The 22,722-nt window shown below is 60.4% G+C and carries 20 protein-coding genes; 8 read left to right on the top strand and 12 right to left on the bottom strand.

The window, feature by feature from the left end; all coding sequences use genetic code 11:
- The first annotated feature begins 21 nt into the window (after nucleotides 1–21).
- Genes FE851_RS16570 through FE851_RS16550 form a run of 5 tightly spaced genes read left to right on the top strand, consistent with a single transcriptional unit; the run spans nucleotide 22 to nucleotide 4,770 of the window.
- Entirely contained in the window at nucleotides 22–1,434 is a 1,413-nt protein-coding gene (locus FE851_RS16570) for an MFS transporter (protein ID WP_145204835.1), read from the top strand.
- A 14-nt stretch (nucleotides 1,435–1,448) separates the two neighbouring features.
- On the top strand, nucleotides 1,449–2,363 hold the full coding sequence (locus FE851_RS16565; protein WP_229380801.1) for a TauD/TfdA dioxygenase family protein: 915 nt from the start codon (nucleotides 1,449–1,451) through the stop codon (nucleotides 2,361–2,363).
- 9 nt (nucleotides 2,364–2,372) lie between these two features.
- Complete coding sequence (locus tag FE851_RS16560) at nucleotides 2,373–3,344, top strand: 2-hydroxyacid dehydrogenase (RefSeq protein WP_145204832.1); 972 nt, start codon at nucleotides 2,373–2,375, stop codon at nucleotides 3,342–3,344.
- Nucleotides 3,344–4,225: a kinase gene (locus tag FE851_RS16555; RefSeq protein WP_145204829.1), complete on the top strand. Its 882-nt coding sequence runs from the start codon at nucleotides 3,344–3,346 to the stop codon at nucleotides 4,223–4,225. Before FE851_RS16560 ends, FE851_RS16555 begins: the two co-directional genes overlap by 1 nt.
- A 53-nt stretch (nucleotides 4,226–4,278) precedes the next feature.
- A complete protein-coding gene (locus FE851_RS16550) occupies nucleotides 4,279–4,770 on the top strand; it encodes a DUF3237 domain-containing protein (protein WP_261371020.1) in 492 nt (163 codons plus the stop codon).
- A 22-nt stretch (nucleotides 4,771–4,792) separates the two neighbouring features.
- On the opposite strand, the gene FE851_RS16545 is transcribed toward FE851_RS16550, so the two are convergent.
- The 3 genes from FE851_RS16545 to FE851_RS16535 form a co-directional block, all read right to left on the bottom strand.
- Nucleotides 4,793–6,541, bottom strand: a complete 1,749-nt coding sequence (locus tag FE851_RS16545) for a PAS domain-containing protein (RefSeq protein ID WP_145204823.1) — start codon at nucleotides 6,539–6,541, stop codon at nucleotides 4,793–4,795.
- Between the two features lie 173 nt (nucleotides 6,542–6,714).
- The gene (locus FE851_RS16540; protein WP_261371019.1) at nucleotides 6,715–7,788 is read right to left on the bottom strand and encodes a hypothetical protein; all 1,074 of its coding nucleotides are present in this window, start codon (nucleotides 7,786–7,788) and stop codon (nucleotides 6,715–6,717) included.
- Between the two features lie 425 nt (nucleotides 7,789–8,213).
- Nucleotides 8,214–8,576, bottom strand: a complete 363-nt coding sequence (locus FE851_RS16535) for a 2Fe-2S iron-sulfur cluster-binding protein (protein ID WP_409994508.1) — start codon at nucleotides 8,574–8,576, stop codon at nucleotides 8,214–8,216.
- Between the two features lie 745 nt (nucleotides 8,577–9,321).
- Between FE851_RS16535 and FE851_RS16525 the strand changes: the two genes are divergently transcribed.
- The 3 genes from FE851_RS16525 to FE851_RS16515 all read left to right on the top strand — a co-directional run bounded on the left by FE851_RS16525 (nucleotide 9,322) and on the right by FE851_RS16515 (nucleotide 14,560).
- Nucleotides 9,322–10,329: a sterol desaturase family protein gene (locus FE851_RS16525; protein WP_261371018.1), complete on the top strand. Its 1,008-nt coding sequence runs from the start codon at nucleotides 9,322–9,324 to the stop codon at nucleotides 10,327–10,329.
- 351 nt (nucleotides 10,330–10,680) lie between these two features.
- Nucleotides 10,681–13,005 carry a TonB-dependent receptor gene (locus FE851_RS16520; protein ID WP_261371017.1) on the top strand — a complete coding sequence of 775 codons (2,325 nt, stop codon included), beginning with the start codon at nucleotides 10,681–10,683 and terminating at the stop codon, nucleotides 13,003–13,005.
- Between the two features lie 10 nt (nucleotides 13,006–13,015).
- Nucleotides 13,016–14,560, top strand: a complete 1,545-nt coding sequence (locus FE851_RS16515; protein ID WP_261371016.1) for an alpha/beta hydrolase domain-containing protein — start codon at nucleotides 13,016–13,018, stop codon at nucleotides 14,558–14,560.
- Between the two features lie 170 nt (nucleotides 14,561–14,730).
- Here FE851_RS16515 and FE851_RS16510 read toward each other — a convergent pair whose 3' ends face one another.
- From FE851_RS16510 to FE851_RS16470, 9 genes are all read right to left on the bottom strand, one after another.
- Nucleotides 14,731–15,120: a carboxymuconolactone decarboxylase family protein gene (locus FE851_RS16510; protein ID WP_145204808.1), complete on the bottom strand. Its 390-nt coding sequence runs from the start codon at nucleotides 15,118–15,120 to the stop codon at nucleotides 14,731–14,733.
- 26 nt (nucleotides 15,121–15,146) lie between these two features.
- On the bottom strand, nucleotides 15,147–16,574 hold the full coding sequence (locus tag FE851_RS16505) for an NAD-dependent succinate-semialdehyde dehydrogenase (protein WP_145204805.1): 1,428 nt from the start codon (nucleotides 16,572–16,574) through the stop codon (nucleotides 15,147–15,149).
- A gap of 36 nt (nucleotides 16,575–16,610) precedes the next feature.
- Nucleotides 16,611–17,183, bottom strand: coding sequence for a cytochrome b (locus FE851_RS16500; RefSeq protein ID WP_145204802.1), 573 nt, complete (start codon nucleotides 17,181–17,183; stop codon nucleotides 16,611–16,613).
- 17 nt (nucleotides 17,184–17,200) lie between these two features.
- Nucleotides 17,201–17,986 (bottom strand): SDR family oxidoreductase, encoded by a 786-nt coding sequence (locus FE851_RS16495; RefSeq protein WP_145204799.1) that lies wholly within the window; start codon nucleotides 17,984–17,986, stop codon nucleotides 17,201–17,203.
- Complete coding sequence (locus FE851_RS16490; RefSeq protein WP_145204796.1) at nucleotides 17,983–19,572, bottom strand: acetolactate synthase large subunit; 1,590 nt, start codon at nucleotides 19,570–19,572, stop codon at nucleotides 17,983–17,985. The genes FE851_RS16495 and FE851_RS16490 overlap by 4 nt, the downstream gene beginning before the upstream one ends.
- 15 nt (nucleotides 19,573–19,587) lie before the next feature.
- A complete protein-coding gene (locus tag FE851_RS16485; protein WP_261371015.1) occupies nucleotides 19,588–20,496 on the bottom strand; it encodes an alpha/beta fold hydrolase in 909 nt (302 codons plus the stop codon).
- An 18-nt stretch (nucleotides 20,497–20,514) separates the two neighbouring features.
- Entirely contained in the window at nucleotides 20,515–21,120 is a 606-nt protein-coding gene (locus tag FE851_RS16480) for an amino acid synthesis family protein (RefSeq protein ID WP_145204790.1), read from the bottom strand.
- A gap of 67 nt (nucleotides 21,121–21,187) precedes the next feature.
- Nucleotides 21,188–21,676, bottom strand: a complete 489-nt coding sequence (locus tag FE851_RS16475; protein WP_017181282.1) for a VOC family protein — start codon at nucleotides 21,674–21,676, stop codon at nucleotides 21,188–21,190.
- Nucleotides 21,663–22,697: a WD40/YVTN/BNR-like repeat-containing protein gene (locus FE851_RS16470; protein WP_261371014.1), complete on the bottom strand. Its 1,035-nt coding sequence runs from the start codon at nucleotides 22,695–22,697 to the stop codon at nucleotides 21,663–21,665. Before FE851_RS16470 ends, FE851_RS16475 begins: the two co-directional genes overlap by 14 nt.
- Nucleotides 22,698–22,722: the final 25 nt, after the last annotated feature.

Here is a 22,722-nt window from a genome sequence, read left to right as displayed (position 1 = left end):
GCGGGATCGACAGGAGCCGATATGAGCATGAACGCAACCGATCCGTCACCCCCTGTCGTCATCCATCTGACGGATGTGATCGAACGTCAGCGGATCAATGCGTTCATCATCCGGCTGGTGGCGCTATCCTGGGCGGTCACCTTCCTCGATGGCTTCGACATGCTCGTCATCTCTTTCGTCGCGCCCTATCTGCGCGACGGATTTGGTGCGGACGTGATTTCGCTGGGCGAACTGTTCGCGACGGGCGTGTTCGGGGCGATGCTGGGCGGGATCGCCTTTGGCTGGCTGGGCGACCGTTATGGGCGGCGTCCGATCATCATCGCATCGGTCGTGGCCTTTGGCGCCACCAGCATAGCCATGGCGCTTGCGCCAAACATGCATATGCTCCTGATCCTCCGTTTCCTCAATGGCCTGGCGCTGGGCGGGTTGATGCCGCTTGCCTGGGCGCTGAACATCGAATTCGTGCCCAGCCGCTATCGCGCGACTGTCGTGACCGTCATCATGATGGGCTATACGCTGGGCGGCGTGGTCGCCGGGCCGATGACGGTCTGGCTGGCGCCCGATTATGGATGGCAATCTGTATTCATGGTGTCGGGCGTGGCGACGCTGCTGCTTGTGCCTATTCTCTTTGCCCTCCTCCCCGAATCCGCTCGCTATCTGGCGGTCAAGGGACGATCGCCCGAAAAGATCGCCAAATCGCTGAACGCGCTGGCACCGGGGCTTGGCGCGCGGCCGCAGGATCATTTCACGGTCACCGACGAAGCGGTGCCCTCAACCGGGCAAGGCTTCCGCATTACGACCCTGTTCAAAGGCGACCTGCGCCCGATCACCAGCTTGCTGTGGCTCGCCTATATCGGCAGTTCGATGGCGGTCTATTTCAAGTCGAACTGGGGACCGATCATCTTTGAAGATGTCGGCTTCACCCGGACACAGGCGGCGATGATCATGTCCGTCAGTTCGATCGGCGGTTCGATCGCGGGGCTGGCGCTTATGCGCTTCACTGACCGTCTGGGTCCGATCGCCATCGCTTTCTATCCCATGCTGGCGGCGCCGCTGCTGCTGGTCATGGGTCTGGCACCCGTCTCGCTACAGGGGCTGGCCGCCTTCTCTCTGCTCAGCATGGCGATGATCAGCGGCACGCATTTTGGCATGCATTCCATCGCTGGCATCTTCTATCCCAGCGCGATCCGCGCCAATGGCGCTGGATGGGCAACGTCGGTGGCGAAGATCGGCTCGATCTTCGCGCCGCTGCTGGGCGGTTATCTGCTGGCGATGAACATGCAGCCGCGCCTGCTGTTCGTGCTGCTGGCGGCCACCCCGCTTCTCTCTGCCGTGTCGCTCGTCCTGCTCGCCCGTGTCGGCAAGCGCCGGGCCGCCCGCAATCCCGTTCCCACCGAAAACACCATCCTTCCGGCGAAAGCCGACCAAGCCTAACAGGAATTATGATCATGGCTCTGACTGCGACCCCCATAACAGCGCGCTTTGGCGCGGAGCTTTCCGGCATCGACGTCGGCAAACCGTTGAGCGACGCCGATTTCGCCGCCATCAAGGACGCGATGAACCAATGGGGCGTATGCGTCATTCGCGGGACCGGGTTCGACAATGCCGCCCACATCGCCTTCAGTCGCCATTTCGGCCATCTGGAAACCGCGCCTGCGGTCAAGAACCGGCCGCGCCGCCACCCGAACACGCCGGAAATATTCGACGCCAGCAACCTCACCCCGGCGGGCGAGATACTGGTCGATGAAAATATGGTGCTGCACAAGAAAGGCGATCGGCTCTGGCATACCGATTCTTCCTTCATGGAGCTGCGGTCGGCCTATTCGCTGCTCCTTGCCTATGAAGTGCCCAAGGAAGGCGGCCTTACCTATTTCGCGGACATGCGATCGGCCTATGAGGATCTGCCGGCCGACATCCGGGCAAAGATCGATACGCTGGAAGCCGACCATTCGCTCTGGTATTCGCGCCTGCTCGCCGGTTTTCCGATCACGGAGGAAGAGATTGACGGCCGACCCAAAGCGCGCCAGCCCATGATCATGCATCAGGAAGCGACCGGACGTACCGCCATCTATATCGGCAGCCATGCGATGGATGTCGTGGGCCTGCCGCGTGAGGAAGGCCGCGCGCTGATCAAATATCTGATCGAATTCGCCACCCAGCCGCAATATGTGTTCGGCGTCTCCTACGAACCGGGAGACATCGTGATCTGGGACAACCTGACCACCATGCACCGGGGCGGCGATTTCGACATTTATAACGAGCGGCGCGACATGCGGCGTACGACCGTGCGCGAAGGCGAACCGCCCGAACATGCCGATGATCCGTTCACGGCCTATTTCTCCGCCTCGGCACCAAAGAACTGATCCGAAACGATGGTCAACAAACCCCGGATATTGGTGACACGCAAATGGCCCGAGCCGGTCGAAGCGCTGATCGCGCAGCGCTATGACGCGACATTCAACGATAGCGATGTCGCACTGACGAGCGCGCAACTGGCCGCGGCCATGCGTGACTTTGATGCGATCTGCCCCACCATCACCGATCGGCTGGATGCCAGCATATTGGGCGTGGCGGGGCGACGGGTGCAGATCATCGCCAATTACGGCGCAGGCGTTGATCATATCGATCTCGCGGCGGGGCGGGCGGCGGGCATTGTCGTAACCAATACGCCCGGCGTGCTGACCGACGCGACTGCTGACATCGCCATCACGCTGATGCTGATGACAACGCGCCGCGCAGGCGAAGGCGAACGGGAATTGCGTGCCGGGCAATGGACCGGCTGGCGGCCCACCCATTTGCTTGGGACCAGCCTGCGCGGCAAGACGCTGGGGCTGGTCGGCTTTGGCCGGATCGCGCAGGCAATGGCGGAGCGCGCCCGTTTCGGCTTTGGCATGAACATCGTATATTTTTCACGGCGGCCCGGCGCGCAGGAAGATGAACAGCGTCTTGGCGCGCGCTTCGTGCCGTCACTGGTCGATCTGGTGGCGCAAAGCGACGTCGTGTCGCTGCATATCCCCGGCGGCGCGGAAACCCGCAACATCATCGATGCGGCCATTTTCGCGCACATGGCCCCCCATGCCATATTGATCAACACCGCGCGGGGTGATGTGGTCGACGAAGGCGCGTTGATCGACGCACTGGAAGCAGGACGGATCGGCGGCGCGGGGCTGGATGTCTTTGCTGGCGAACCCCAAGTCTCCCAACGCCTACGCGATGCGCCCAATACCGTCCTCCTCCCCCATCTGGGCAGCGCAACGCGGGAAACGCGTGAAGCGATGGGCATGCGTGCCCTTGCCAATCTGGACGACTGGCGGGAGGGTCGGACGCCCCGCGATAGCCTGTAATGCCTGTGTCCATTGATGATCTTGTCGCGGCAGAACAGTTGCCCGCCTCTTACGCGGCGATAGTCGATCGCTGGTGGCGGCCGCTCGCGCAGCAGATCGCGCAGTGGCAGAGCTTGGCTGGACGCACCCTGATCATCGGGATCAACGGGGCACAGGGCAGTGGAAAATCCACGCTCTGTCGCTTCCTCTGCGCGTCGCTGTTGCCTGAACATGGGGTCTCGGCGGCGGTGGTTTCGCTCGATGATCTTTACCTGCCCCTGGCAGCGCGCGAGCGGATCGCGCAGGACATCCATCCCCTTTTCCGGACGCGGGGGGTGCCGGGGACGCACGATGTCGATACAGGGATCGCGCTGCTGGATGATATGGCCGCCGGGCGGGAAGCCCTGATCCCGCGGTTCAGCAAGGCGCTGGACGATCGATTGCCGCGGGCCGACTGGACACGCCATGCCGGCAAGGTCGACATTCTGCTGTTCGAAGGCTGGTGCGTGGGCGCTCGGCCACAGGATGCCGCCAGCCTGATCCAGCCGCTCAACGCGCTGGAAGCGCAGGAGGACGCCGAAGGCATCTGGCGACGCCATGTGAACATGGCCCTGCAGACTTCCTATGCGCAGCTGTTTTCGCGGATCGACCATCTGGTGATGTTGCAGCCGCCTTCGTTCGATCATGTTCTCACCAACCGGCTACTTCAGGAGCATAAGCTTCGCGCGGCCGCGCCGGATGCGCCAGCTATCATGGATGACGCCGCCGTGGCCCGCTTCGTGAGCCATTATGAGCGTGTGACCCGCCATATGTTCGCCGACCTTCCGGCGCGCGCGGACATAGTGTTCAAGCTCGATGCACAACAGAATGTGATGTCCTGCCAGCGCCTTGCCGGTCCATGACTGGCATATGCCAAACTGGACTCTTGTAACCGGACCGCCCGTAGATGGAGCCGATGACCATGTCGCCTGACAATATCCCTGTCGATGCCATCCGGCCCGGCCTTGAATTCCTCTATGAGGCCAGCGCGCAACTGGCCGATCCGATACAGATTGGCCAGACGCCGGATGGCATGCGGCGGATCATACCGATCCTGTCCGGCACGGTCGAGGGACCAGGCATTCGCGGCCATATCCTGGGCGGTGGAAGCGACTGGCAGCTTCTGCGGCCGGATGGCGTCACGGTCGCGGACGCGACCTATGCGATCGAAACCGATGATGGCGCGGTCATCCAGATCCGCAACAGGGGGCTGCGGCATGGGCCTGCCGATGTCATGGCGCGTCTGGCAGGCGGGGAGCCTGTCGATCCGTCGGCTTATTATTTCCGCACCGTCCCCGAATTCATCGCACCCGTTGGCCCTTATGAATGGCTCAACAGCAGCATCTTCATCTGCTCTGGCGCCCGTTACTCCGACTCGATCCGGCTATGGGTCTGGCGCGTCACCTGATCGGTCGACGCGAGGGACCGGACTATTCTTCGGCTGCGCCGAACTCGGACGGAATGCGACGCGCTTGACCGGCGGCGCGCTTTGCCAGCGCTTGCGCCACCCGATCCAGCAGTTCGGCCTTGCGCCACGGCTTGCCAAGCACATCCAGCCCCCGGCGCAAAGGTCCTTCTGCGACCAGTTCCTCATTATAGCCCGTCGTCATGAGAACCGGCATATCGCGATCCTGCGCAGTGATCGCTTCGGCCAGCGCGATGCCATTGAGCGTGCCGGGCATGACCAGGTCGGTAAACAGCAGGTCGATGGGGTCGGTCGCGCGAATCCGCTCCCATTCCGCCAGCGCAAGGTCGCCATTTTCCACCGCCGTCACGCGGTATCCCGCCTCGACCAGATGCTCCTGGGCAAGGGCGAGCACGTCGGGGCTGTCCTCGACAAGCAGGATGTGTGCGCCGTCCACCTTGGCGCTTTCGCCAACAGGATGCCCCGCCGTGTGAACTGTGGGCAGCGCGTCCGCACCAGCCACCGGAAACAGCATGCGGATCGTCGTGCCCTTCCCCGGCGCACTGTCAATCTCCAGCCGGCCACGCGATTGCTGGACGAAACCGGAAGCCATGGCGAGCCCCAGGCCGGTGCCCTTGCCGGTCGGCTTGGTCGTGAAAAAGGGCTCGGCGGCGCGCGCGGCGACATGCTCCGGCATGCCCTCCCCCTCGTCGCGCAGCTCAATGACGACATAATCGCCGGATTTCAGCTGTCGCGCCTCTGCATCACCGTTCAGATGCAGCTTCAAGGTGCAGATCGTCAACAGCCCGCCGCCTGGCATCGCGTCGCGCGCGTTGAGCGCTATATTGAGGATGGCCATCTCAAACTGTTCGGCATCCAGCACCGCCTTGGGCAGCCCGTGGCGCAGGCTCAGATGAAGCTCGACCGAGCGGCCCAGCGAACTTTCCAGCATGTCGGCAAACCCGACGATGCACGCATTCACATCGATCGCGCGTGGGTCCAGCCGCGTCTTGCGTGCAAATGCCAGCAATTGCCCGGTCAGCTTGGCACCACGCTCTGCAGCGCCCTGCGCGCGCGCGAGATAAGCCTGTGCTTTTTCATCCGCGACGCGACCCGACAATAGTTCCAGATTGCCTGTCACCACTTGCAGAAGATTGTTGAAGTCGTGCGCAAGCCCGGCAGTCAGTTGGCCGATCGATTCCATCTTCTGCGACTGCTGATACGCTTGCTCGCTTTCCTTGCGGCGCGTCACGTCCAACTGGCTGGCGAAGAAATAGAGGAGGTTGCCCGACGTGTCGTAAACCGGGCCAATGAACACCGCGTTCCAGAACGGTGTCCCGTCCCGCTTGTAGTTCAGTATTTCGACGGCGATCGACTCACGCTGGGCGATCGCATCGCGCAGTTCGTCAACCGCGGCACGATCGGTCTGCGCACCCTGGAGAAAACGACAGTTCCGTCCCAGGATCTCGCTCTCTTCATAGCCGGTCAGATCAAGGAACGCCTTGTTCGCGAACACGATCGGATTGTCCTGCTGCGCTGGGTCCGTCAGGATCATCGGCATGCGGGTCATCTCGATCGCCGCGAAAAAGACGTCGCCACGATCATCGAGTCCGGGCCGGGTGATAACACTTTCGCGCCAATGCTGCCGAGCCTTGCGACCAGTGGTATCCTTGCCGTCGTCCTGTAGCGTGTCGCCTGCCGGAATACCCTGGCTCTGTCCTGCGCTTTCGACGTCAAAGCCAGCGTCGTTTTGCCCGTCTTGGTCTTGATTCATGTGTTTCCTCTAGTTGCCAACGCGCACGAGTCCAACCGTGCAACGATTGGCGCGCCATTTGGTTACCAAGGCAATGGAAAGGACCGATCATGGATCAGCGAAGCGGTTGCTGCCGCGTCGCGGGCATTGCAATCATCCCTGCGTTGAAGGCCGCCGGAGCCTGATCAAGTCCATCATCGTTGCAAGGTGGCGTCCCATTGACGCCCTGCTTGCGTCGGTCTCATGATAATCAGTCGGTTTGCCACGCCGGATGGTCCGAAAGTCCGGATTTCGTAAAGCGCTTCGAACGCGGACTTTTCACTGGCTTTCCCTGTCAATATGGCCAGATCGGCTTGACGGGACACAATCTGTGCCACCTCCACAAGACCCGGATCGTTCATTCCGGCGATCACCAGAATACGATTGCCAAATGGTCCTGGGAAGCTGGCGACATAGGCATAGTCGCGACGCAACATGCGCTCCTTGGACGGGTCGGCCCAATTGGCTTCGAACCGCCGGCCACTCCGGCGATCAACGATCGCGTCTCCGGTCGGCATCAATGCAAAGCCTGATCGATCGAATATCGGCTCCCTGAGATCGCGCAGATCGCTCAACAGACCAATATAGACGATATTATGCGTCTTGAGCATGTCTGTGGTGAAACGCGACGATGTGATCGCCCTGGCCTTGGCATCGCCCGTAGCCCGGTTCAGGACCGGCATGATGGACACCAGCGCGGGGGCCATCGCCGCTGGCAGGTCAAACTGGTTGAGATCGACCACCTGGGCGCCATCGCGCTTGTGGTTGAGCAGGTAGCGGTCGAGATCTTCGCTGCTGGTGACGAGCGGATCGACCACCTGCCGAACGACCCGTCCGTTTTCGACTTCCCCGAACGCATAACGATCGCCCACGATCAGGGCCGTCGGGATCGCCGAATGTGTCAGGGGCTTCCAGAACGCGGACGCCAGCCGAGCATCTCTGGTCAGGTTCAAAGGCCAGAACCAGGCCATCAGCACCGCAAGAACGATGATCCCAAGGACGCAGATCGCCAGGATAGACCGCGCCGGCATATTGTAGCGGGTTTGACGCCGGGGTGTTTCTGCGTCGTCAGTCTTGCCGACGGAAGCGTCCGCGGCCAGTCCCGCAGCATCGACATCGACGTCGGACCTGAGTTGGAGGCGATATTCCCCTCGTGGCAGCACGAGATGCTCGCCTTCCCTGTTGGGGGGCAGGTTTTCCAGCTTCTTGCGCAGCCGGTGGATGCTCATCCTGACGGTGGCGTCCTGGCCGAGATGATCGCTTGGCGAAAGCCCGAATACCTCTTGCGCGATCTCGATCTCTTTGGGTGTTCTAGCTGCTAGAGAGGATTCGACGAGGAAGTCGAACAATCGATTTATCTGTACCGATTTTCCCAGACTTCCACTCGTTCGGACCGTTTCGGCGAATGCTCTCAACCGTTCCCGTGCACTGTCATCTGACGACATGGCATCTGACGACATGGCATGGGATCGTGAACGTGGGACGGAATGACGGACCAGGTTGAATTTTCAGCGCTGTGCTCCAAGCAACAATCTTAACATATCTGCGCCCCCTCTGTCCGTAAGTAAACACCCTGGGTCACACATGCCACCCTATGTTGCGGACGCAGGCGCCAACGCGGCCGCAATCGGACAGCGACGCCTGCTCCGGTTCATTACTCCTCGACCGCTACGGTAACTTCCATGCCGTGCAACTGTGCGGAAAACGGGATCTGGCAGGAAAGGCGCGATTGCGACGCCCGGTTGGCGATGCTGTCGAGCAACGCGTCCTCATCGTCACTCATCGGCGGCAATAGGCTCAACCACTCCGCGCCGACATAGACGTGACACGTCGCGCAGGAGCAGACTCCGCCACAATAGGCAGGCAGTTCGGCAATGCCCGCATCGCGGATCAGTTCCATGACCGAATGACCGGGCGACGCGGCAACGTCGCGAACGACTCCATCGGACAGCATGACCCGCAGCCCGCCTTCCCGCTGCGGGTCAGCGGCAACATCTTCTACGGACGATATCGACATATTCACTGTGCTCATCTCCTCAAAAATCTTTGCGCGTGCGCGCTTTGCGGGCCCGAATACACCTGTGGCTGTGGATATTATGAATGCGGATTTGACCCACATGGCGCCGCTCGCGAAGCCATCAAATCTCGATCTGGCAACCGTTCATAATTGTTTATTCATTGGCAGATTATTCGCAATAATGTCAATGATTATCTCATATTTGCAACAGAGACATGAGACACTCACCGGCACGTACCGACTATTGCGGCACATTCAGAACGCTGCACCGCCGCGCCTCATGCACGGATTTTCGTGGCCCTTTGGGCCCTCACCTTCCCGGCGCGATCCGCCGTCAATCCAAAGCGTCGCAGTCTTTGATACGGTACGTTACGTCCTGCACAATACTGTTCGTTACTTTTGGTCGCAGCCGAGGCGCGCGATGCTTTCCCCCATGGCCAACCAAGCTTGCGCCGCGAAGCAGGGCGATACGAATTGCATCCTGGCGAGCAGCCACCGTTGTGGCGACGCCAACATTCGCGCTCCCGCATCGCTGCTGGGTATGCGCAAGCAATGGCTGAACACGCTCCTTAACGAGCGGACGCGAATAGGAGAGACAATATGATTACATGCTTCAACACCGCCCGCCCCCCGTCGGTCGTCGTCGATCATGGAATCGTCTCGCACCGATCGGCTGGCCGACATCGTCCGCCTCCAAACCGCTCTGTCCTCGCGATCTGCGCATGCCTGTCGACAGGAGGTCATCATGGACAATTCTAGCCTGTGGTCCGGCATTCGCGCCTTTTACGAACCGACCATTGAAATCATGGCGATGTGGATGTGGGGTCTGCCTCTGTTCGCGGCGGTGGTTGCGATCATCTTCATTCTGTCGGAACGTCCGAACGGCCCCATATCGTTCAAAATGTTGCTTAACGCCGCCTTCCCGCGCGACCTGCACAGCCATGCCTCGGCACGGGTCGATCGCTGGAATGCGATCATCCTTTTCGTCATCGGCTTCCCGCTCGTCGGCCTGTTCGCACTGAATGGCCTGGCGATCGCGACCAACGTCGCCAACTTGCTCAGCGCCGAATTTGGTGCCACCGTCCCGCTGCTGCATGCGGCCTGGGCAATCGTCGCCGTGCAATTTCTGGTCTTTTTCCTGGCCACCGACTTTATGGGATATTGGGTCCATTACTGGTGTCACACCAACCCCTTCCTGTGGACCCTGCATAAGCCGCACCACACGGCCGAAACCCTGACCCCCTGGACGCTCTATCGCCAGCATCCGATCGAATTCTTCATCGTCAATGCTGTCCCGGCGGTGTTTGGCGGCCTGGTGACGGGCGTGGCCCTTTATGCCACCGGCACGGCCCTGCACCCTGGAACCATGGCCTGCGTCGGCATTATGGCCTATATATTGTTCTTCGTGATCGACTTTCTATCCCACGTCCATGTGCCGGTATCATATGGCTGGCTGGATCGGATCGTGCTGGCGCCCGTGATGCACAATCTGCACCATAGCATCGAACTTCACCATCGTGACAAGAACAACGCCGTGGTCCTGACATTGTGGGACTGGATGTTCGGCACGCTCTATCTGCCCAAAAAGGGTGAAACCTGGCGGTGGGGCGTCAATGAAGAAGAGTTCGGCGACCAGAATCCGCACAACACCCTCAAGGGCTTTTATGGCGAACCCTTTGTCGTCGCCGGCCGGCAGATCAGGGATCTGGTGCGCGTCGGACGGCGGCACGAGGCAGAATCCGACCCGAAATAACAACGTTAACCGCGCCCATGGCTGCGACCGTTACGGCTATCCGCCGAGGTCGCAGCCAAAGCTGTAACGCCCGCGAATCCGGCCTTTCCTTGCATTAACATGCGATCGTTACGCCGCGATACGGTACGTTACTTACCCCACAGGCGTTGCCCCCATAGCCTCTGAGGCGCGATGGGATGAGCACCAGCCCCAAATACCCATTTTCCAACACCCTCTCGGGACTGCGATTTTCGCGCCGGGCTTGGGCAAAAAAGGCGGCACGCATGACGTAGCCGCCAATGAGACAGGGAGTAAAACTGTATGAGGCCTTTCCACACATTCGTTTCCGAACGCCACCGGCGCCTTATGAGCATGAGCGCGACCGTATCGATCCTGACGCTGGTCCTGGTAGCAGAACTCAACGGCGCCGCTGCTCTGGCGCAGGCATCTCAAGGCTCTGCCGTTGATCGGCCCTCACCAGCACAAGCCCGCAACAACGATGACGACAGCAACGCGATCGTCGTTACCGCACGGCGAAAGGAAGAGTCGCTGACGGACGTGCCAGCCTCGATCACGGCCTATTCTTCGGACTTTTTTAAAAAACAGAATATTCAGACCTTCGCTGATTATGCGACGAAACTGCCAAACGTCACGTTCCAGTACGGCCAGGGCGGCGATTTTTCGTCGGTCGGCTTTGTCGGCGGCAGGCAGACGACCATCCGCGGCGTCGCCGGAGCCAACACGACAGCCTATTATATCAACGATACCCCCGTCCCGGCCTCGATCAGCCCGCAGACCCTGGACCTTGATCGCATCGAAGTCCTTAAAGGACCGCAGGGCACGCTTTTCGGCGCCAGTTCGATGGGCGGCAATCTGCGCTTCATCACACGCCAGCCGACCTTCACCGAAAACAGCTACACCGCCCAAATTCAGGGCGGCGGCACCAAGAATGGCGGCTTCGATTTCGACGGCAATGCCCTCGCCAACCTGGTTGTCGTACCCGACCGGGTGGGACTGGACATCGCTGGCGGCTACACGCGCGAGTCCGGTTTCATCACGCGCCGTTTCCCCGGTGCGTCTGGGGCCCTTGTTTCGGTGCCCGGTCAGGGGCGCGGCGACACCTACTCGGCCTCCGCATCCTTGCGGGCGAAGCTGACGGATGAGCTGGAGGCGACGATCAGCGGCATCGGGCAGATATATAATCTGCATGGTTTCCCCGCCGCCTATCTCCCCCTCCCCGGTTATCGCCCCGTGACCTACACGATTGATCGCGATCGCGACGTGCAGGAATATTCCAAAGATCGTTGGGGGCTTGGATCGCTTGTCCTCAAATATTCGGGCGAAGGATATTCGATCGTCTCTTCCAGCAGCTATTTTGCGCGTCGAACGAAGGAATTGGAAGACACGACCGAAGGCAATAACGGCTATATCAGGGACGTGCTTGGTGTGGATATCGGTGATCCACCATTGCCGACCATCAACATTTCCAAGGACCGGCGCTTCACGCAAGAGGTCAGGCTTTCGTTCGACGATGGCACCCTGCTGCCCGGCTTGTCCGGCATCGTCGGCTTTTTCTATCAGCACCGTTTCAACAGCTTTGCACAGCCGGCCCTGCCGGTTCCGGAATTCGAGGATGCGGGGTTCGATCCGCCCTTCATCACGCGCCAGACTTTCCCGACGCATGAAGACAATAGCGCGATTTTTGGCGAGCTATATTATGAAATTCTACCCAAACTGACACTGACCGGCGGGCTGCGCCAATATTGGATCAAGCAGAAGGCCGACGCCGTGCTGAGCGAAGGCATCTTCAATTCGCCGGGCGGCGACCTGGCACCGGCGCGCCGCAGCCGCCAGAGCGGCATCGTTCCAAAGTTCGTCGTTTCTTACAAGCTGCCGCGGGAGGGCACGGTCTACGCATCGGCGTCGAAGGGCTTTCGTCTGGGTGGATCACAAGGCCGGCTGCCGGATTTCTGCCAATCGGACCTCGCTGCGATCGGGCGCACGCAGGATGATACGCAGGATTTCAAGTCCGACACGCTATGGAGCTATGAAGTTGGCGCGAAGAGCCGGATCGCCGGAGGGCGGCTGAATGTTGCGGCCGCCGCGTTCCAGATCGATTGGTCCAACATCCAGCAGCAGGTGATCCTGCCCACATGTACGTTCAGTTTCACCGCCAATGCCGGCAAGGCACGCATTCGCGGCGGCGAACTGGAAGTGAGTGGCAGGCCCATCGCAGGCGTGCCCTTGATGCTCCAACTCGGCCTTGGCTACACCGATGGCCGCTTGCTTGACCCCGGCCTCCTCGCGCAGGCGCCTGATACCCGGCTCGTCCAGACGCCCAGATGGACCGGATCGATTTCGGGTAATTACGATCATCCAATCAGCGACAACGCGTCGCTCCTTATCAGCGCTGACTATAGCTACACAGGGGGGCTGAAAGTCGCAAACAGCGCTGGCGGCTTCCTCGACCGCAAGCCACTCAACTTCGTCAACGCCTCGATCGGCGTGAAGTTTGGCACCTCCCAGATCACGCTTTATGGCAAGAACCTGCTCGACAAGCGCCTCAACCTCGGCGACCTGTACAGTTCAGGCATCGAGCGGTCGGAAATCCTGGCCGATGGCAGTGCCCAGCGTCTGCCGCGTGGTGCGGTCAGCCGCCCGCGCCAGCTTGGCGTCCAATTCAGAACCGACTTCTGAGATGGCCATTATGAGCAAAGCGTCGTCATTGCCCGACACGAAGCGACGGTGGCGCTCTCCCGCCTGCGGAACAGCGCTGACCCTTGCCATCGCTTTGCTGGTCGCGAGCGGCGCCGACGCTGAAGTGCTGCCGATGCCAACCGTCACTCCGGTCCCGCCCAGCGGAAAGCTGCCGCTTTCTTCGGCGGCGCGGCCAGGAACCGAATATGTCGATCTCGAAAAGGTCGGCTATGAAGAGGCGGAATATTATCTCGCGGGCGTAGCGCCCGCGATTACAGCAACGGGTCAGACCGTGACGACCGCTCCCTACGTCACCCGGTTTCTGATACGCCAGCCCAAAGATCCCGCGCGGTTCAACGGCACGGTCATTATCGAACCGTTCAGCTGGTTTGGGGAGCGGGCTGCCGGCTGGATATTGACCCGCGATTACCTCACCCGAAAAGGATATGCGTTCGTCGGCTATACCCTGTCGATCAACACCCCGCCCAATGACCCGAAATTTCCGCTCGATGAAACCGGACAGAGCGCGGACGCCCGGCAATATGGCGACATCGTCAATTTCGATTTCATGCGCCGCTTCGATTATCCGCGCTATGCACCGCTTGGCAGCTACTTCGATGCAGGCAAGTTCCTGCGCGGTGGAAAGCCAGACCCGTTCATCCCCCAAGCGCAGGGCATCAGCGCTGAACTGGCGATGCTGCTCAAATCCAACCTGCCGAACGGTCCTTTGGCAGGACGCAAGGTTGATCGGGTCTATGTCAACACCTGGGCGGTCAATGCCCAGATCTGGATGGACTATCTCGATCAGGGTCGACACCAACAATGGCGCATGCCGGATGGACGTCCCTTGATCGATGCCTATATGACGGGCAAGCTCGCCTATGGCGAGGTGGCGGGAGAGAGCATCCGCGTGCCGCGCCACATGCCGACAGACGCGCCCTTCGTCACCATTTTCAGTCAGTCTGAAACGGTGCATGATGCGATCGAACAGATAGTCCTGCCGCCTGACACAGACCAACCCAAATTGCGCTATTATGAGGTGATGGGCACCCCACATCTGCGCAAGGCCGATCTGGGGACCGGCGAAGTCGAACCGATGCCGTACGAGCGCGGAAAGCCGAACGATCCGCGGTGCCAGCAGATTTACGACGAACCATCCGAACTGCCATTCTCGGCGTTGCTGGACGCGCTTGACCGATGGGTGCGTTTGGGGGAGCCGATGCCTCGTGCGGACCGGGTCGCGCGCGACGGCGCAGGCGTAAGGCGAGACGCCAAAACCGGCAATATAGTGGGAGGCGTACGCCCGCCCTGGATCATGGTGCCAAGCGCTGAATATTGGACCGACTATGAAACCGGCTGTGGCGTCGTCTATGACACAAAGCTTCCCTATTCCGCTGCGCGACTACGTGCTCTTTATGGCAATTATCGCAACTATGCCCGTCGGTTTGAGGACGCCAAGCGCCGATCCGTGTCGGCAGGATATTTGCTCCCAGGCGATGCTGAAGGACTTGAGCCAATAGCCTCTCCCGCCGACTTTACGAAAAAGGCGCCCTGACAGCCGATACATGCCTTTTGGCTTGCTGCGGAAACGGGTCAGCATCTGATTTGCGGATCGACAAATCCGATGCTGACCAGCGCAACTGCCGTCGCCAGGGCTGGCAATTCAACCGCGTTCCTTCGCGGCCCTGATGACATCCCTGTGCGACGTAGGCAGCCTAAAGCTGCTTATTCCGCCAACTCCGCGTCATACTCAGCAAATGCGTCCTGAGCGATGCGGGTAGAATCGATCCCGGCGGGAATTCCGCAATATACCGCAACCTGCAACAAGGCTTCGCGAATTTCCTCGCGCGTCAAACCGTTGCGCAGAGCCGCCTTGACGTGCAGCTTCAACTCGTGCGGCCTGTTCAGCGCACTGATCACGCCGATATTCAGCAGGCTGCGGTCCCGCCGCGACAAACCATCGCGGGCCCATATCTCACCCCAGCAATAGCTGCTCGACAGCTCTTGCATCGGGCGGCTGAAATCATCTGCCTGCGCCATGGAACGGGCGACATAGTCCGCGCCCAGAACCTCGCTGCGAATGCTCAGCCCTTTGGCCAGTCGATCTTCGTCCATAACCGCTCTCCGAGCCAAGCCCGAGCCTATAGCCCGCCGATAAGGCAATATTTGATGTTCATATATTCCGACAGGCCATGGCTCGATCCCTCCCGACCAAAGCCTGATTCCTTGACGCCGCCAAAAGGCGCAACCTCGGTCGAAATCAGACCGTCATTGACCCCAACCATGCCATATTCCAGCCCCTCCATAAAACGCCACTGCCGGGCGAAATCGGCGGTGTAGACATAGGCGGCCAGGCCAAAGGGCGTGTCATTGGCGATCTGCATGGCTTCGCTTTCGTGCGTGAAGCGGATTACGGGCGCTACCGGCCCGAATATCTCTTCATGCGCGATCGCCATGTCCGTGGTGACGCCGGTCAGAACGACAGGCGGATGGAATGCGCCCTGCTCAGGAACGTCCGGGGCTGTTCCAGCCTTGGACGCGCCCTGGATTTCCGCCTGCTTGACCAGGTCAGCGACGCGACTGGCATCCTTGTCACTGATCAACGGACCCATGCCCGAAGGGTGATTGATGCCGTCGCCTACACGCAAAGCCTCCACGCGCGCGTTCAGGCGTTCGACAAAAGCGTCATGAACGCCTGTCTGAACCAGAAACCTGTTGGCGCAGACGCAGGTCTGCCCGGCATTGCGAAAGCGCGAGGCCATGGCGCCCTCGACCGCCCGGTCAATGTCGGCATCATCGAATATGATGAAAGGCGCGTTCCCGCCCAACTCCAGACTAAGGCGCTTAACCTGCCCCGCCGCCTGAGCCATGATGAGCTTCCCGACCTGTGTCGATCCGGTAAAGCTGATCTTGCGGACAAGGGGGTGGGTGCAGAACACATCACCAGCCTCCGAAGACCGCACTGCCGGGGCGACCCGGAACAGGTCATGCGGCACGCCGGCCTGATGCGCCAGATTTTCTAGCGCCAGCGCCGAAAGCGGCGTCAGTTCGGCCGGTTTCACGACAATAGAGCATCCCGCAGCGAGCGCCGGTCCAGCCTTGCGCGTTATCATTGCCAGCGGGAAATTCCATGGCGTGATCGCAGCACAGGTGCCGACCGGCTGACGCAGCGTGATGATCCTCTTCCCCGACGCATGGGTCGGGATTACCTCGCCATAGGCGCGGCGCGCTTCTTCGGAAAACCATTCAATGAAAGCCGCGCCATATTTCACTTCGCCGCGCGCTTCATCAAGGGGCTTGCCGCTCTCCAGCGTCATCAGCATCGCCAGCGCCTCGGCATGTTCGCACATCAGATCATACCAGGCGCGCAACACATCGCTGCGCTCCTTCGCGGTGCGAGCGCCCCATTCATGCCGTGCCGCGTCAGCGCGCTCGACAATCTCGACCAATTCAGCGCGATTATAGCGGCGGATGGTCGTGACTTCGCGCCCGTCTGCCGGATTTGTGACCTTCAGCCCGCCTTGATCAAGATATTCAGGGCGTAACAAATGCAGTGCCGGGTCAGCCATTGCGACAGAACTCCAAGGAAATGAAAGAAAATGGTCTCACAACATGCGCGACAGGACGTCGGTTTCACCGCCCTTGTCTTGCAGGCGGTGCTTTGCCGCACCGGCAACATGCAGAACGATCAATGCCAGAAGCAGATACGCGCTATATTCGTGAAGCGCCTGAAATAACGCAAAGGCCTCATCATTCTTTGGCAGTAGTTCAGGCAAATGACCGAAGAAAAAGAAGGGAACGCCATCGCTCTGCGTAAAGCTGGACGACATTGAATAGCCAAAAATCGGGATCAGCAATGTCAATGTCATGATCAAACGGTGGACCACATGCGATAACGTTCGTTCCCAGCCGGTCAGACCGTCCGGGGTTTGCGGCAACACCCGCCGCTTCTGCCAGCGAATAAGAAGGTGGAGCACCGCCAGCAGCCAGGCCAGGACGCCGAATTGCTTATGATTGGGATAGAAAAATTCGAATTTTGCTATCGGAGTGCTGTCCGGCAAGCTGGTCATATACCAGCCCGACCAGATCAGACCCAGAATGATGACCGCTCGGAGCCAGTGCAAAATGCGCATGGAGAGCGGATATTTGGGACTTTTCCGTTCAGTATCTTCCTGCATGACCTTTTCCCGATCCTCTAGAGGTAAACGCCTCGCGAATAGCCTCCATCGATAGTCAGGGATTGCCCGGTTATCGAAGGACTCTGCGCATTTGCCAGAAAGGCAATGAATTGCCCGACCTGGGCAGGAGACAGGATTTCACCCGTCGGGATGTCATGGACGAATTCGGCCTCGATGTCCTTTGCGGTAACATCGCGTTCCTTGGCCATTTCGGCAAACAATTCGTTCAGATGAGGCGTCCGGACGATGCCGGGATTGACGACGTTCACCGAAATGCGAAACCGCCCGAGCTGATCGGAAAGCACCTTTGTCAAATGGGCGACCGCGGCATTGCGCAGACCACTCAAAGTGTCGCTCGACCGCCCGGTCAGCCCGCCGATATTGACAATATGCCCCGCCCCCTGTCGCTTCATCGCGGGGACGACCGCCTGCGCGTAACGCAAATATCCACCCACCTTCACGTCGACATCGGCAATCAACGCATCAATATCGACGTCTTCGATAGCGCCGCCGATCGGGGTTGAGCTTGCTGCTGCGTTGACCAGCACATCGATGCGACCGAACCGATCGACGACCGTTTCGGCAAGGGCTTTGGTGGCGGTGGCATCGCGGGCGTCGGACGCAATCGCAACGACAGGCGTGTCGACGCTGTCCCTCAACCGCGCCGCCGCAGCGTCCAGCGCCGTCTCGCCACGCGCCGTCAAGACAATCGTAAAGCCGGCATGGGCCAGTTGTTCGGCGATGCCGGGAACCAGTCCGCCGCTGCCGCCGGTCAGGATCGCAACCCGCTGGCTACCGCTCATGGCAATTCTGCCTGTATCAGCAACGGCCCATCAAGCGTCAGGCCATGGCGTAGCGCCGCAGACAGCTCTCCATTCGTCGTCACGCGGATCGCCTCGACACCATAGCCTTTGGCCAACGCGACCCAATCGACCTTGGGACTGTCCAGTTTCGTCAGATCGGCGACAATCTTGTCATCGAGCGGCACTGCGGCCCGATTAAGTTCGGTCTGCAGGATGGCGTAGCGATGATTGGCGGCGATGATGATCGTGACCTTCAGCCCCTCTCTCGCCATCGTCCAGAGCGATTGCAACGTATATTGCGCGCTGCCATCGGACTGAAGCGCAACGATACGGGCGTCAGGCTGCGCCAGCGCAGCGCCGACCGCGCAAGGCAGCCCCTGCCCGATCGCGCCTCCGGTATTCGTCATCACCCGGTGCCGCTTCGCGCGATGCGCGTTGCGCAGCCAGGGGCCGCCCAGAGTCGACCCTTCCAGTGAAATCACCGCGTCCTGCGGCAACCGAACCAGCAGTTCCTCTACCACCGATACCGGCGTTAACGCTGCGTCCGCTTCAGGCGAGCAGACTGCCTCCATCGGCGCAGGCGCGGGCGCTGGCTCACCGCCAACCTGACTGGCGAGCGCGACCAGCGCGGCAACCGCAGCCTCGCCAGGCGCAGCCAGGCGCACCAACCTTTCTTCGGGCACCAGCTGGCTAGGCCAGCCTTCATAGCCGAAATAGCTGATCGGCATGCGTGCGCCAGCCAGCACAACGCGGGCATCGCCCATTTGTGCGATGACATCATCGGGGAAATAAGCCTGACGCTCCACTTTCGGCAGATCCCCACCCAGCGTTACGATCCCCGGATAGGGTTCCATCAGCAAACGTCCGCCCAGAGCGGCGGCGAGCGCGGCCCCGGCACGAATCCCGGCTTCCGTGAGTGCGCTGCCCCCCAGCAGGACGATGGTTTCGCCCGGTTCGGACAGCGCGGCCACCGCTGATTTGATCCTGTCGTCCCCCACCGGAGTCAGCTGGTACGGCGCGAACCCCACCGCGTTTTCGTTGTCGGGCGCCGGGGCATCAACCACATCGGTCGGGAAAATCAGCGTTGCAGCGCCACCTTCCGCCAGATTGGTCGCCGCGAACGCCTGTCGTACATCATCAACGATCGCATCAGGCTTTGTAAGGTAGATGACCTGACGGGATACAGGTTGTGCCAGCGAGACAATGTCCGACGTCAGCGGCGCGTCATAGGCCAGATGCCATGTCGCATGATCACCGATCAGGTTGATGATCCGCGAACCCGCGCGGCGCGCATTGTGGAGATTGGCGATGCCATTGGCAAAACCAGGCCCCAGATGCAGCAGGGTCAGCGGCACTTGTCCCGAAACGCGGGCATAGCCGTCGGCCGCGCCTGTACACACGCCTTCAAACAGGCTGAGAACGCAGCGCAACCGTCCGTCACGCGCCAGCGCACTGACCAGCCCCAATTCGGTCGTCCCAGGATTGGCGAAACAAATGCGCGCGCCGCCTTCATACAGGCTGTCGAGCAAAAGATCGGCGCCCAGGCGCCCGCTGACCGGCGCATTTGCTTCGCTTTGAACGTTCATAATATCTCTTTCCTGTCAGCCAAGCGCCGCCCCACCGACCTTCAGGCCGGCAAGGAAGCCTTCGACAAGGCGCATGAAACTTTCATGCGCATCGTCATGAACATAATGGGAGGCTTCAGCCACGCTGGCATGTGCGAGCCTGGGGTTGCCGGCTTCCAGCTCCCTCACCTTATCGAGGTTGCAAAAATCCGATCGCCCGCCCCGGATCACCAGAGTGGGGGTACGGATCGCGGCAATCACCGGGTGCAGATCAACCACGCGCGATGGATCAGGTTGAATGCGGGTCGCCGCAATACCATCCGCATCATAACGCCATACCACCGAACCGCTGTCGTCTGCCCGCATCGATTCAAACAATCGTTCCTCGATGGCTGCATCGGACACGTTGGGCCGTAGCTTGCGCCAATAGGCGCGGGCCTCCGCCCAGTCGGCAAAGCGTGTTGGCAACGCAGCCATCTCTGCGACGATCCGTTCGAACCCGGCACCCGATACCGAAGAACCGGCAGTGATGTCTTCCACGACCAAACCCAGCAAACGATCCGGATGCTTGGCGGCGTAGCAATAGGACGTCGTTCCGCCCATCGAATGACCGACCAGCACGAAGCGATCGAGCTTCAAGGCATCGGCAATCGCTTCCAGATCGCCAAGATAGGCGTCGGTATAATAGTTGCGCTCCGCATCCCAGTCGCTTTCCCCCCGGCCGCGCGCGTCGAACGCAATCATGTGCCAGCGATCGGCCAGCGACGATGCCAGCTTGCGCCATGTCCCGGAATAGCCTCGCAAGCCATGCAGCAACAGCATGGCTGGCGCTTCCGGGTCACCCCATTCACGCACATATAGATCCAGCGTGCCGCTCGAAATGCGGCGGGTCCGCTCCCCGTCTAGCGTCGCGACGGGAAGCGGAGCCTGGCCTTGGTCTGTCATCGTCTGGATGCTCATACGTCAGGTCAGTCCGTTGCCTTCGGCATCTTCGGCCTTGAGGCCACCCAGGCGCGCATTCAGCCGTCCGCGCGTGGCAAATGCCCAGCAAACGATCACTTCATCACGATTGGGCGCATCATCGAAGGAAACGCTCATCGTGTCGTAGTGCGAACGAACGTAGAGAGCATCCTTGTGGCCGAAGGGAATGTCGAGGATTGTGCCCGGAACGCCGCGCTTGCCCGTGGAGGGAACCCATGACGCGCCGCCGCCCACTGCATCACGGACCGGATTAGCCGCCGGGTTCGTCAGCAGGGCATTGCCATGCTCATACTCACCATCGATGCCGACCATGATCGCCTTGCCGTAACTTTCGATCTTGGCACCACCCGACAGCGCATTCAGCCGTCGCCCGATTTCCGTGCCCAGTTCCGGGGAAGCATCGATCCAGGCCGAAAGATCCTCGACAAACTGGCCCACATAGGGGTTCTTGATGCACGCGCCGATCATATATTTGACCAAAGGCTGGCCATCTGCAGGAGCGCCTGTTTCACCGGCCCAGATTTCTTCCACCTGGCTGAACCATTTGCGGATGTGGAAAGCGCCGAAGTTCGGCTCATACGTCTTCATGTCATTCTCCCTGCCTCTGCCGTTTGGCAAAGTGTGTTGGCTTGGCGGTCCCGTTCGCCGACCGCTGCTAAAGTTGGCTCGGATCTACCGGATCGGCCTGACCCTGATTGCGCGTCAGTTCAGCCTGCGAGGCTCCGGTTTCCTGGGGAACGCGCTGGCAGAACACTTCCAGCATGTGCCCGTCAGGATCATAGAAATAGATCCCCGTCGAAACCCCATGGTCCAGAATTTCGGCGATCTTGACGCCACGCTCCGCGAAAAATGCGTAGTTCCGCCGCAAATCGTCCATGCTCGTGCCAGCCATCATCAGCCCGACATGCTCAAACTCTTTGCCTGTGGTCGCGCCTTCTTCTGCCGGAAACAGCGCAATATCGTGGTCGCTGACCCCGAAGCTCAAAAATACGCCGCCCTTATACGGGCCATCGGCAGCACGAGCGACGATCTTCATGTTGAGGATGTCGCTATACCATTGCGCGGAGAGTTCGGGGTCCTTCACGAACAATACGATATGGGCGATCTTCTCCACCCGGATCGGGGAGGTTTCAGTTTGTGACATGCGGCAACCCCAAATCTTCAGGAATTCCAGGTATCCAGGTCAGATCCGTAATCTCGTTGAACTCGCGCCATTCCTTGGCCCAGGATTTTCCGGCATCTGTCGAAAGATACAGATAGCCGAATTTGCTTCCTGCCAGCATGAAATCGGGATCGGCGGGATTTGCGCCGAATGCCCACATGCAGGAGTTTGAAGGGCGGTCGAGTTCCGCCTTCGTCCAGGTCAGGCCAGCATCGTCCGATGTCAGTATCGCAGCCGTGGTGCCGGGCGTTCCGTCGCCGATTCCCACTGCAATCTCCCGATTACTGCCAGGTTTGCGCATCAGCAGTCGCGAATAGCGCAGGCCCCAACTTTCCTTGGCAGGCAGACGGACCCAGGTCTCGCCATTGTCGGTGGAACGATAGAGCGCGATGACGGTGAGCGCGAGATGCACTGTCGTTCCGTCGTCCTGCTTCAGAATGACGATGTCATGCAGATCGGAATTGCCACCAAATTCCGACCAGCTCGTATCGATGCGTTGCCACGTATCGCCACCATCGCGGCTGCGGTACAGGCCGCCTTCTTCAACCCCTGCCCAAACATCATTGGAATCGGCCGGGTCGACGGCAAGCGCCAGCATGCGGGGGCGATTCACGCCCGCGCAAAACTCCGGCATTTCCAGCGGCGTGCGTTCCCAGCTCTTTCCGCCATCGCGCGAACGGAACAGGATAGCGCGCGAAGGAGCGCCAGTGCCGGCATAGATCACCTTGGGATCGCTCTCGCTCACCACCAGCTTCCACACGGCAAGACCGTTCAGCGCGCAATCAATCCTGCTCCAGTGAACGCCATGGTCAGCGCTGTAGAACAAACCTTTTTCCGCCCCGGCAAACAGCGCTTCGGGATTGGCGGGATCAATCAGCAGGCAGCGGACCCGGTCGTCATATTCCAGATCCTGCCCGATATTGATCCGATACCAATGCTTGCCCTCGTCATGGGTGCGAATGATCGCCTGCCCATCGGTTGCAACTATCATGGTCCTGCTCATGAGGTCTCCTGCTATTCTATCGATG

The sequence above is a fragment of the Sphingobium sp. B2 genome (genome assembly GCF_007693735.1).
GTDB classification, from domain to species: Bacteria; Pseudomonadota; Alphaproteobacteria; order Sphingomonadales; family Sphingomonadaceae; genus Sphingobium; species Sphingobium xenophagum.
This window is presented reverse-complemented; position numbering and strand designations above follow the sequence as displayed.

What these genes read in the sequence shown, in the direction of transcription:
- FE851_RS16570 (WP_145204835.1), top strand. Translation starts at nt 22, where the DNA reads ATGAGCATGAACGCAACCGATCCGTCACCCCCTGTCGTCATCCATCTG.
- FE851_RS16565 (WP_229380801.1), top strand. Translation starts at nt 1,449, where the DNA reads ATGGCTCTGACTGCGACCCCCATAACAGCGCGCTTTGGCGCGGAGCTT.
- FE851_RS16560 (WP_145204832.1), top strand. Translation starts at nt 2,373, where the DNA reads ATGGTCAACAAACCCCGGATATTGGTGACACGCAAATGGCCCGAGCCG.
- FE851_RS16555 (WP_145204829.1), top strand. Translation starts at nt 3,344, where the DNA reads ATGCCTGTGTCCATTGATGATCTTGTCGCGGCAGAACAGTTGCCCGCC.
- FE851_RS16550 (WP_261371020.1), top strand. Translation starts at nt 4,279, where the DNA reads ATGACCATGTCGCCTGACAATATCCCTGTCGATGCCATCCGGCCCGGC.
- FE851_RS16545 (WP_145204823.1), bottom strand. Translation starts at nt 6,541, where the DNA reads ATGAATCAAGACCAAGACGGGCAAAACGACGCTGGCTTTGACGTCGAA.
- FE851_RS16540 (WP_261371019.1), bottom strand. Translation starts at nt 7,788, where the DNA reads ATGAGCATCCACCGGCTGCGCAAGAAGCTGGAAAACCTGCCCCCCAAC.
- FE851_RS16535 (WP_409994508.1), bottom strand. Translation starts at nt 8,576, where the DNA reads ATGTCGATATCGTCCGTAGAAGATGTTGCCGCTGACCCGCAGCGGGAA.
- FE851_RS16525 (WP_261371018.1), top strand. Translation starts at nt 9,322, where the DNA reads ATGGACAATTCTAGCCTGTGGTCCGGCATTCGCGCCTTTTACGAACCG.
- FE851_RS16520 (WP_261371017.1), top strand. Translation starts at nt 10,681, where the DNA reads ATGAGCGCGACCGTATCGATCCTGACGCTGGTCCTGGTAGCAGAACTC.
- FE851_RS16515 (WP_261371016.1), top strand. Translation starts at nt 13,016, where the DNA reads ATGAGCAAAGCGTCGTCATTGCCCGACACGAAGCGACGGTGGCGCTCT.
- FE851_RS16510 (WP_145204808.1), bottom strand. Translation starts at nt 15,120, where the DNA reads ATGGACGAAGATCGACTGGCCAAAGGGCTGAGCATTCGCAGCGAGGTT.
- FE851_RS16505 (WP_145204805.1), bottom strand. Translation starts at nt 16,574, where the DNA reads ATGGCTGACCCGGCACTGCATTTGTTACGCCCTGAATATCTTGATCAA.
- FE851_RS16500 (WP_145204802.1), bottom strand. Translation starts at nt 17,183, where the DNA reads ATGCAGGAAGATACTGAACGGAAAAGTCCCAAATATCCGCTCTCCATG.
- FE851_RS16495 (WP_145204799.1), bottom strand. Translation starts at nt 17,986, where the DNA reads ATGAGCGGTAGCCAGCGGGTTGCGATCCTGACCGGCGGCAGCGGCGGA.
- FE851_RS16490 (WP_145204796.1), bottom strand. Translation starts at nt 19,572, where the DNA reads ATGAACGTTCAAAGCGAAGCAAATGCGCCGGTCAGCGGGCGCCTGGGC.
- FE851_RS16485 (WP_261371015.1), bottom strand. Translation starts at nt 20,496, where the DNA reads ATGACAGACCAAGGCCAGGCTCCGCTTCCCGTCGCGACGCTAGACGGG.
- FE851_RS16480 (WP_145204790.1), bottom strand. Translation starts at nt 21,120, where the DNA reads ATGAAGACGTATGAGCCGAACTTCGGCGCTTTCCACATCCGCAAATGG.
- FE851_RS16475 (WP_017181282.1), bottom strand. Translation starts at nt 21,676, where the DNA reads ATGTCACAAACTGAAACCTCCCCGATCCGGGTGGAGAAGATCGCCCAT.
- FE851_RS16470 (WP_261371014.1), bottom strand. Translation starts at nt 22,697, where the DNA reads ATGAGCAGGACCATGATAGTTGCAACCGATGGGCAGGCGATCATTCGC.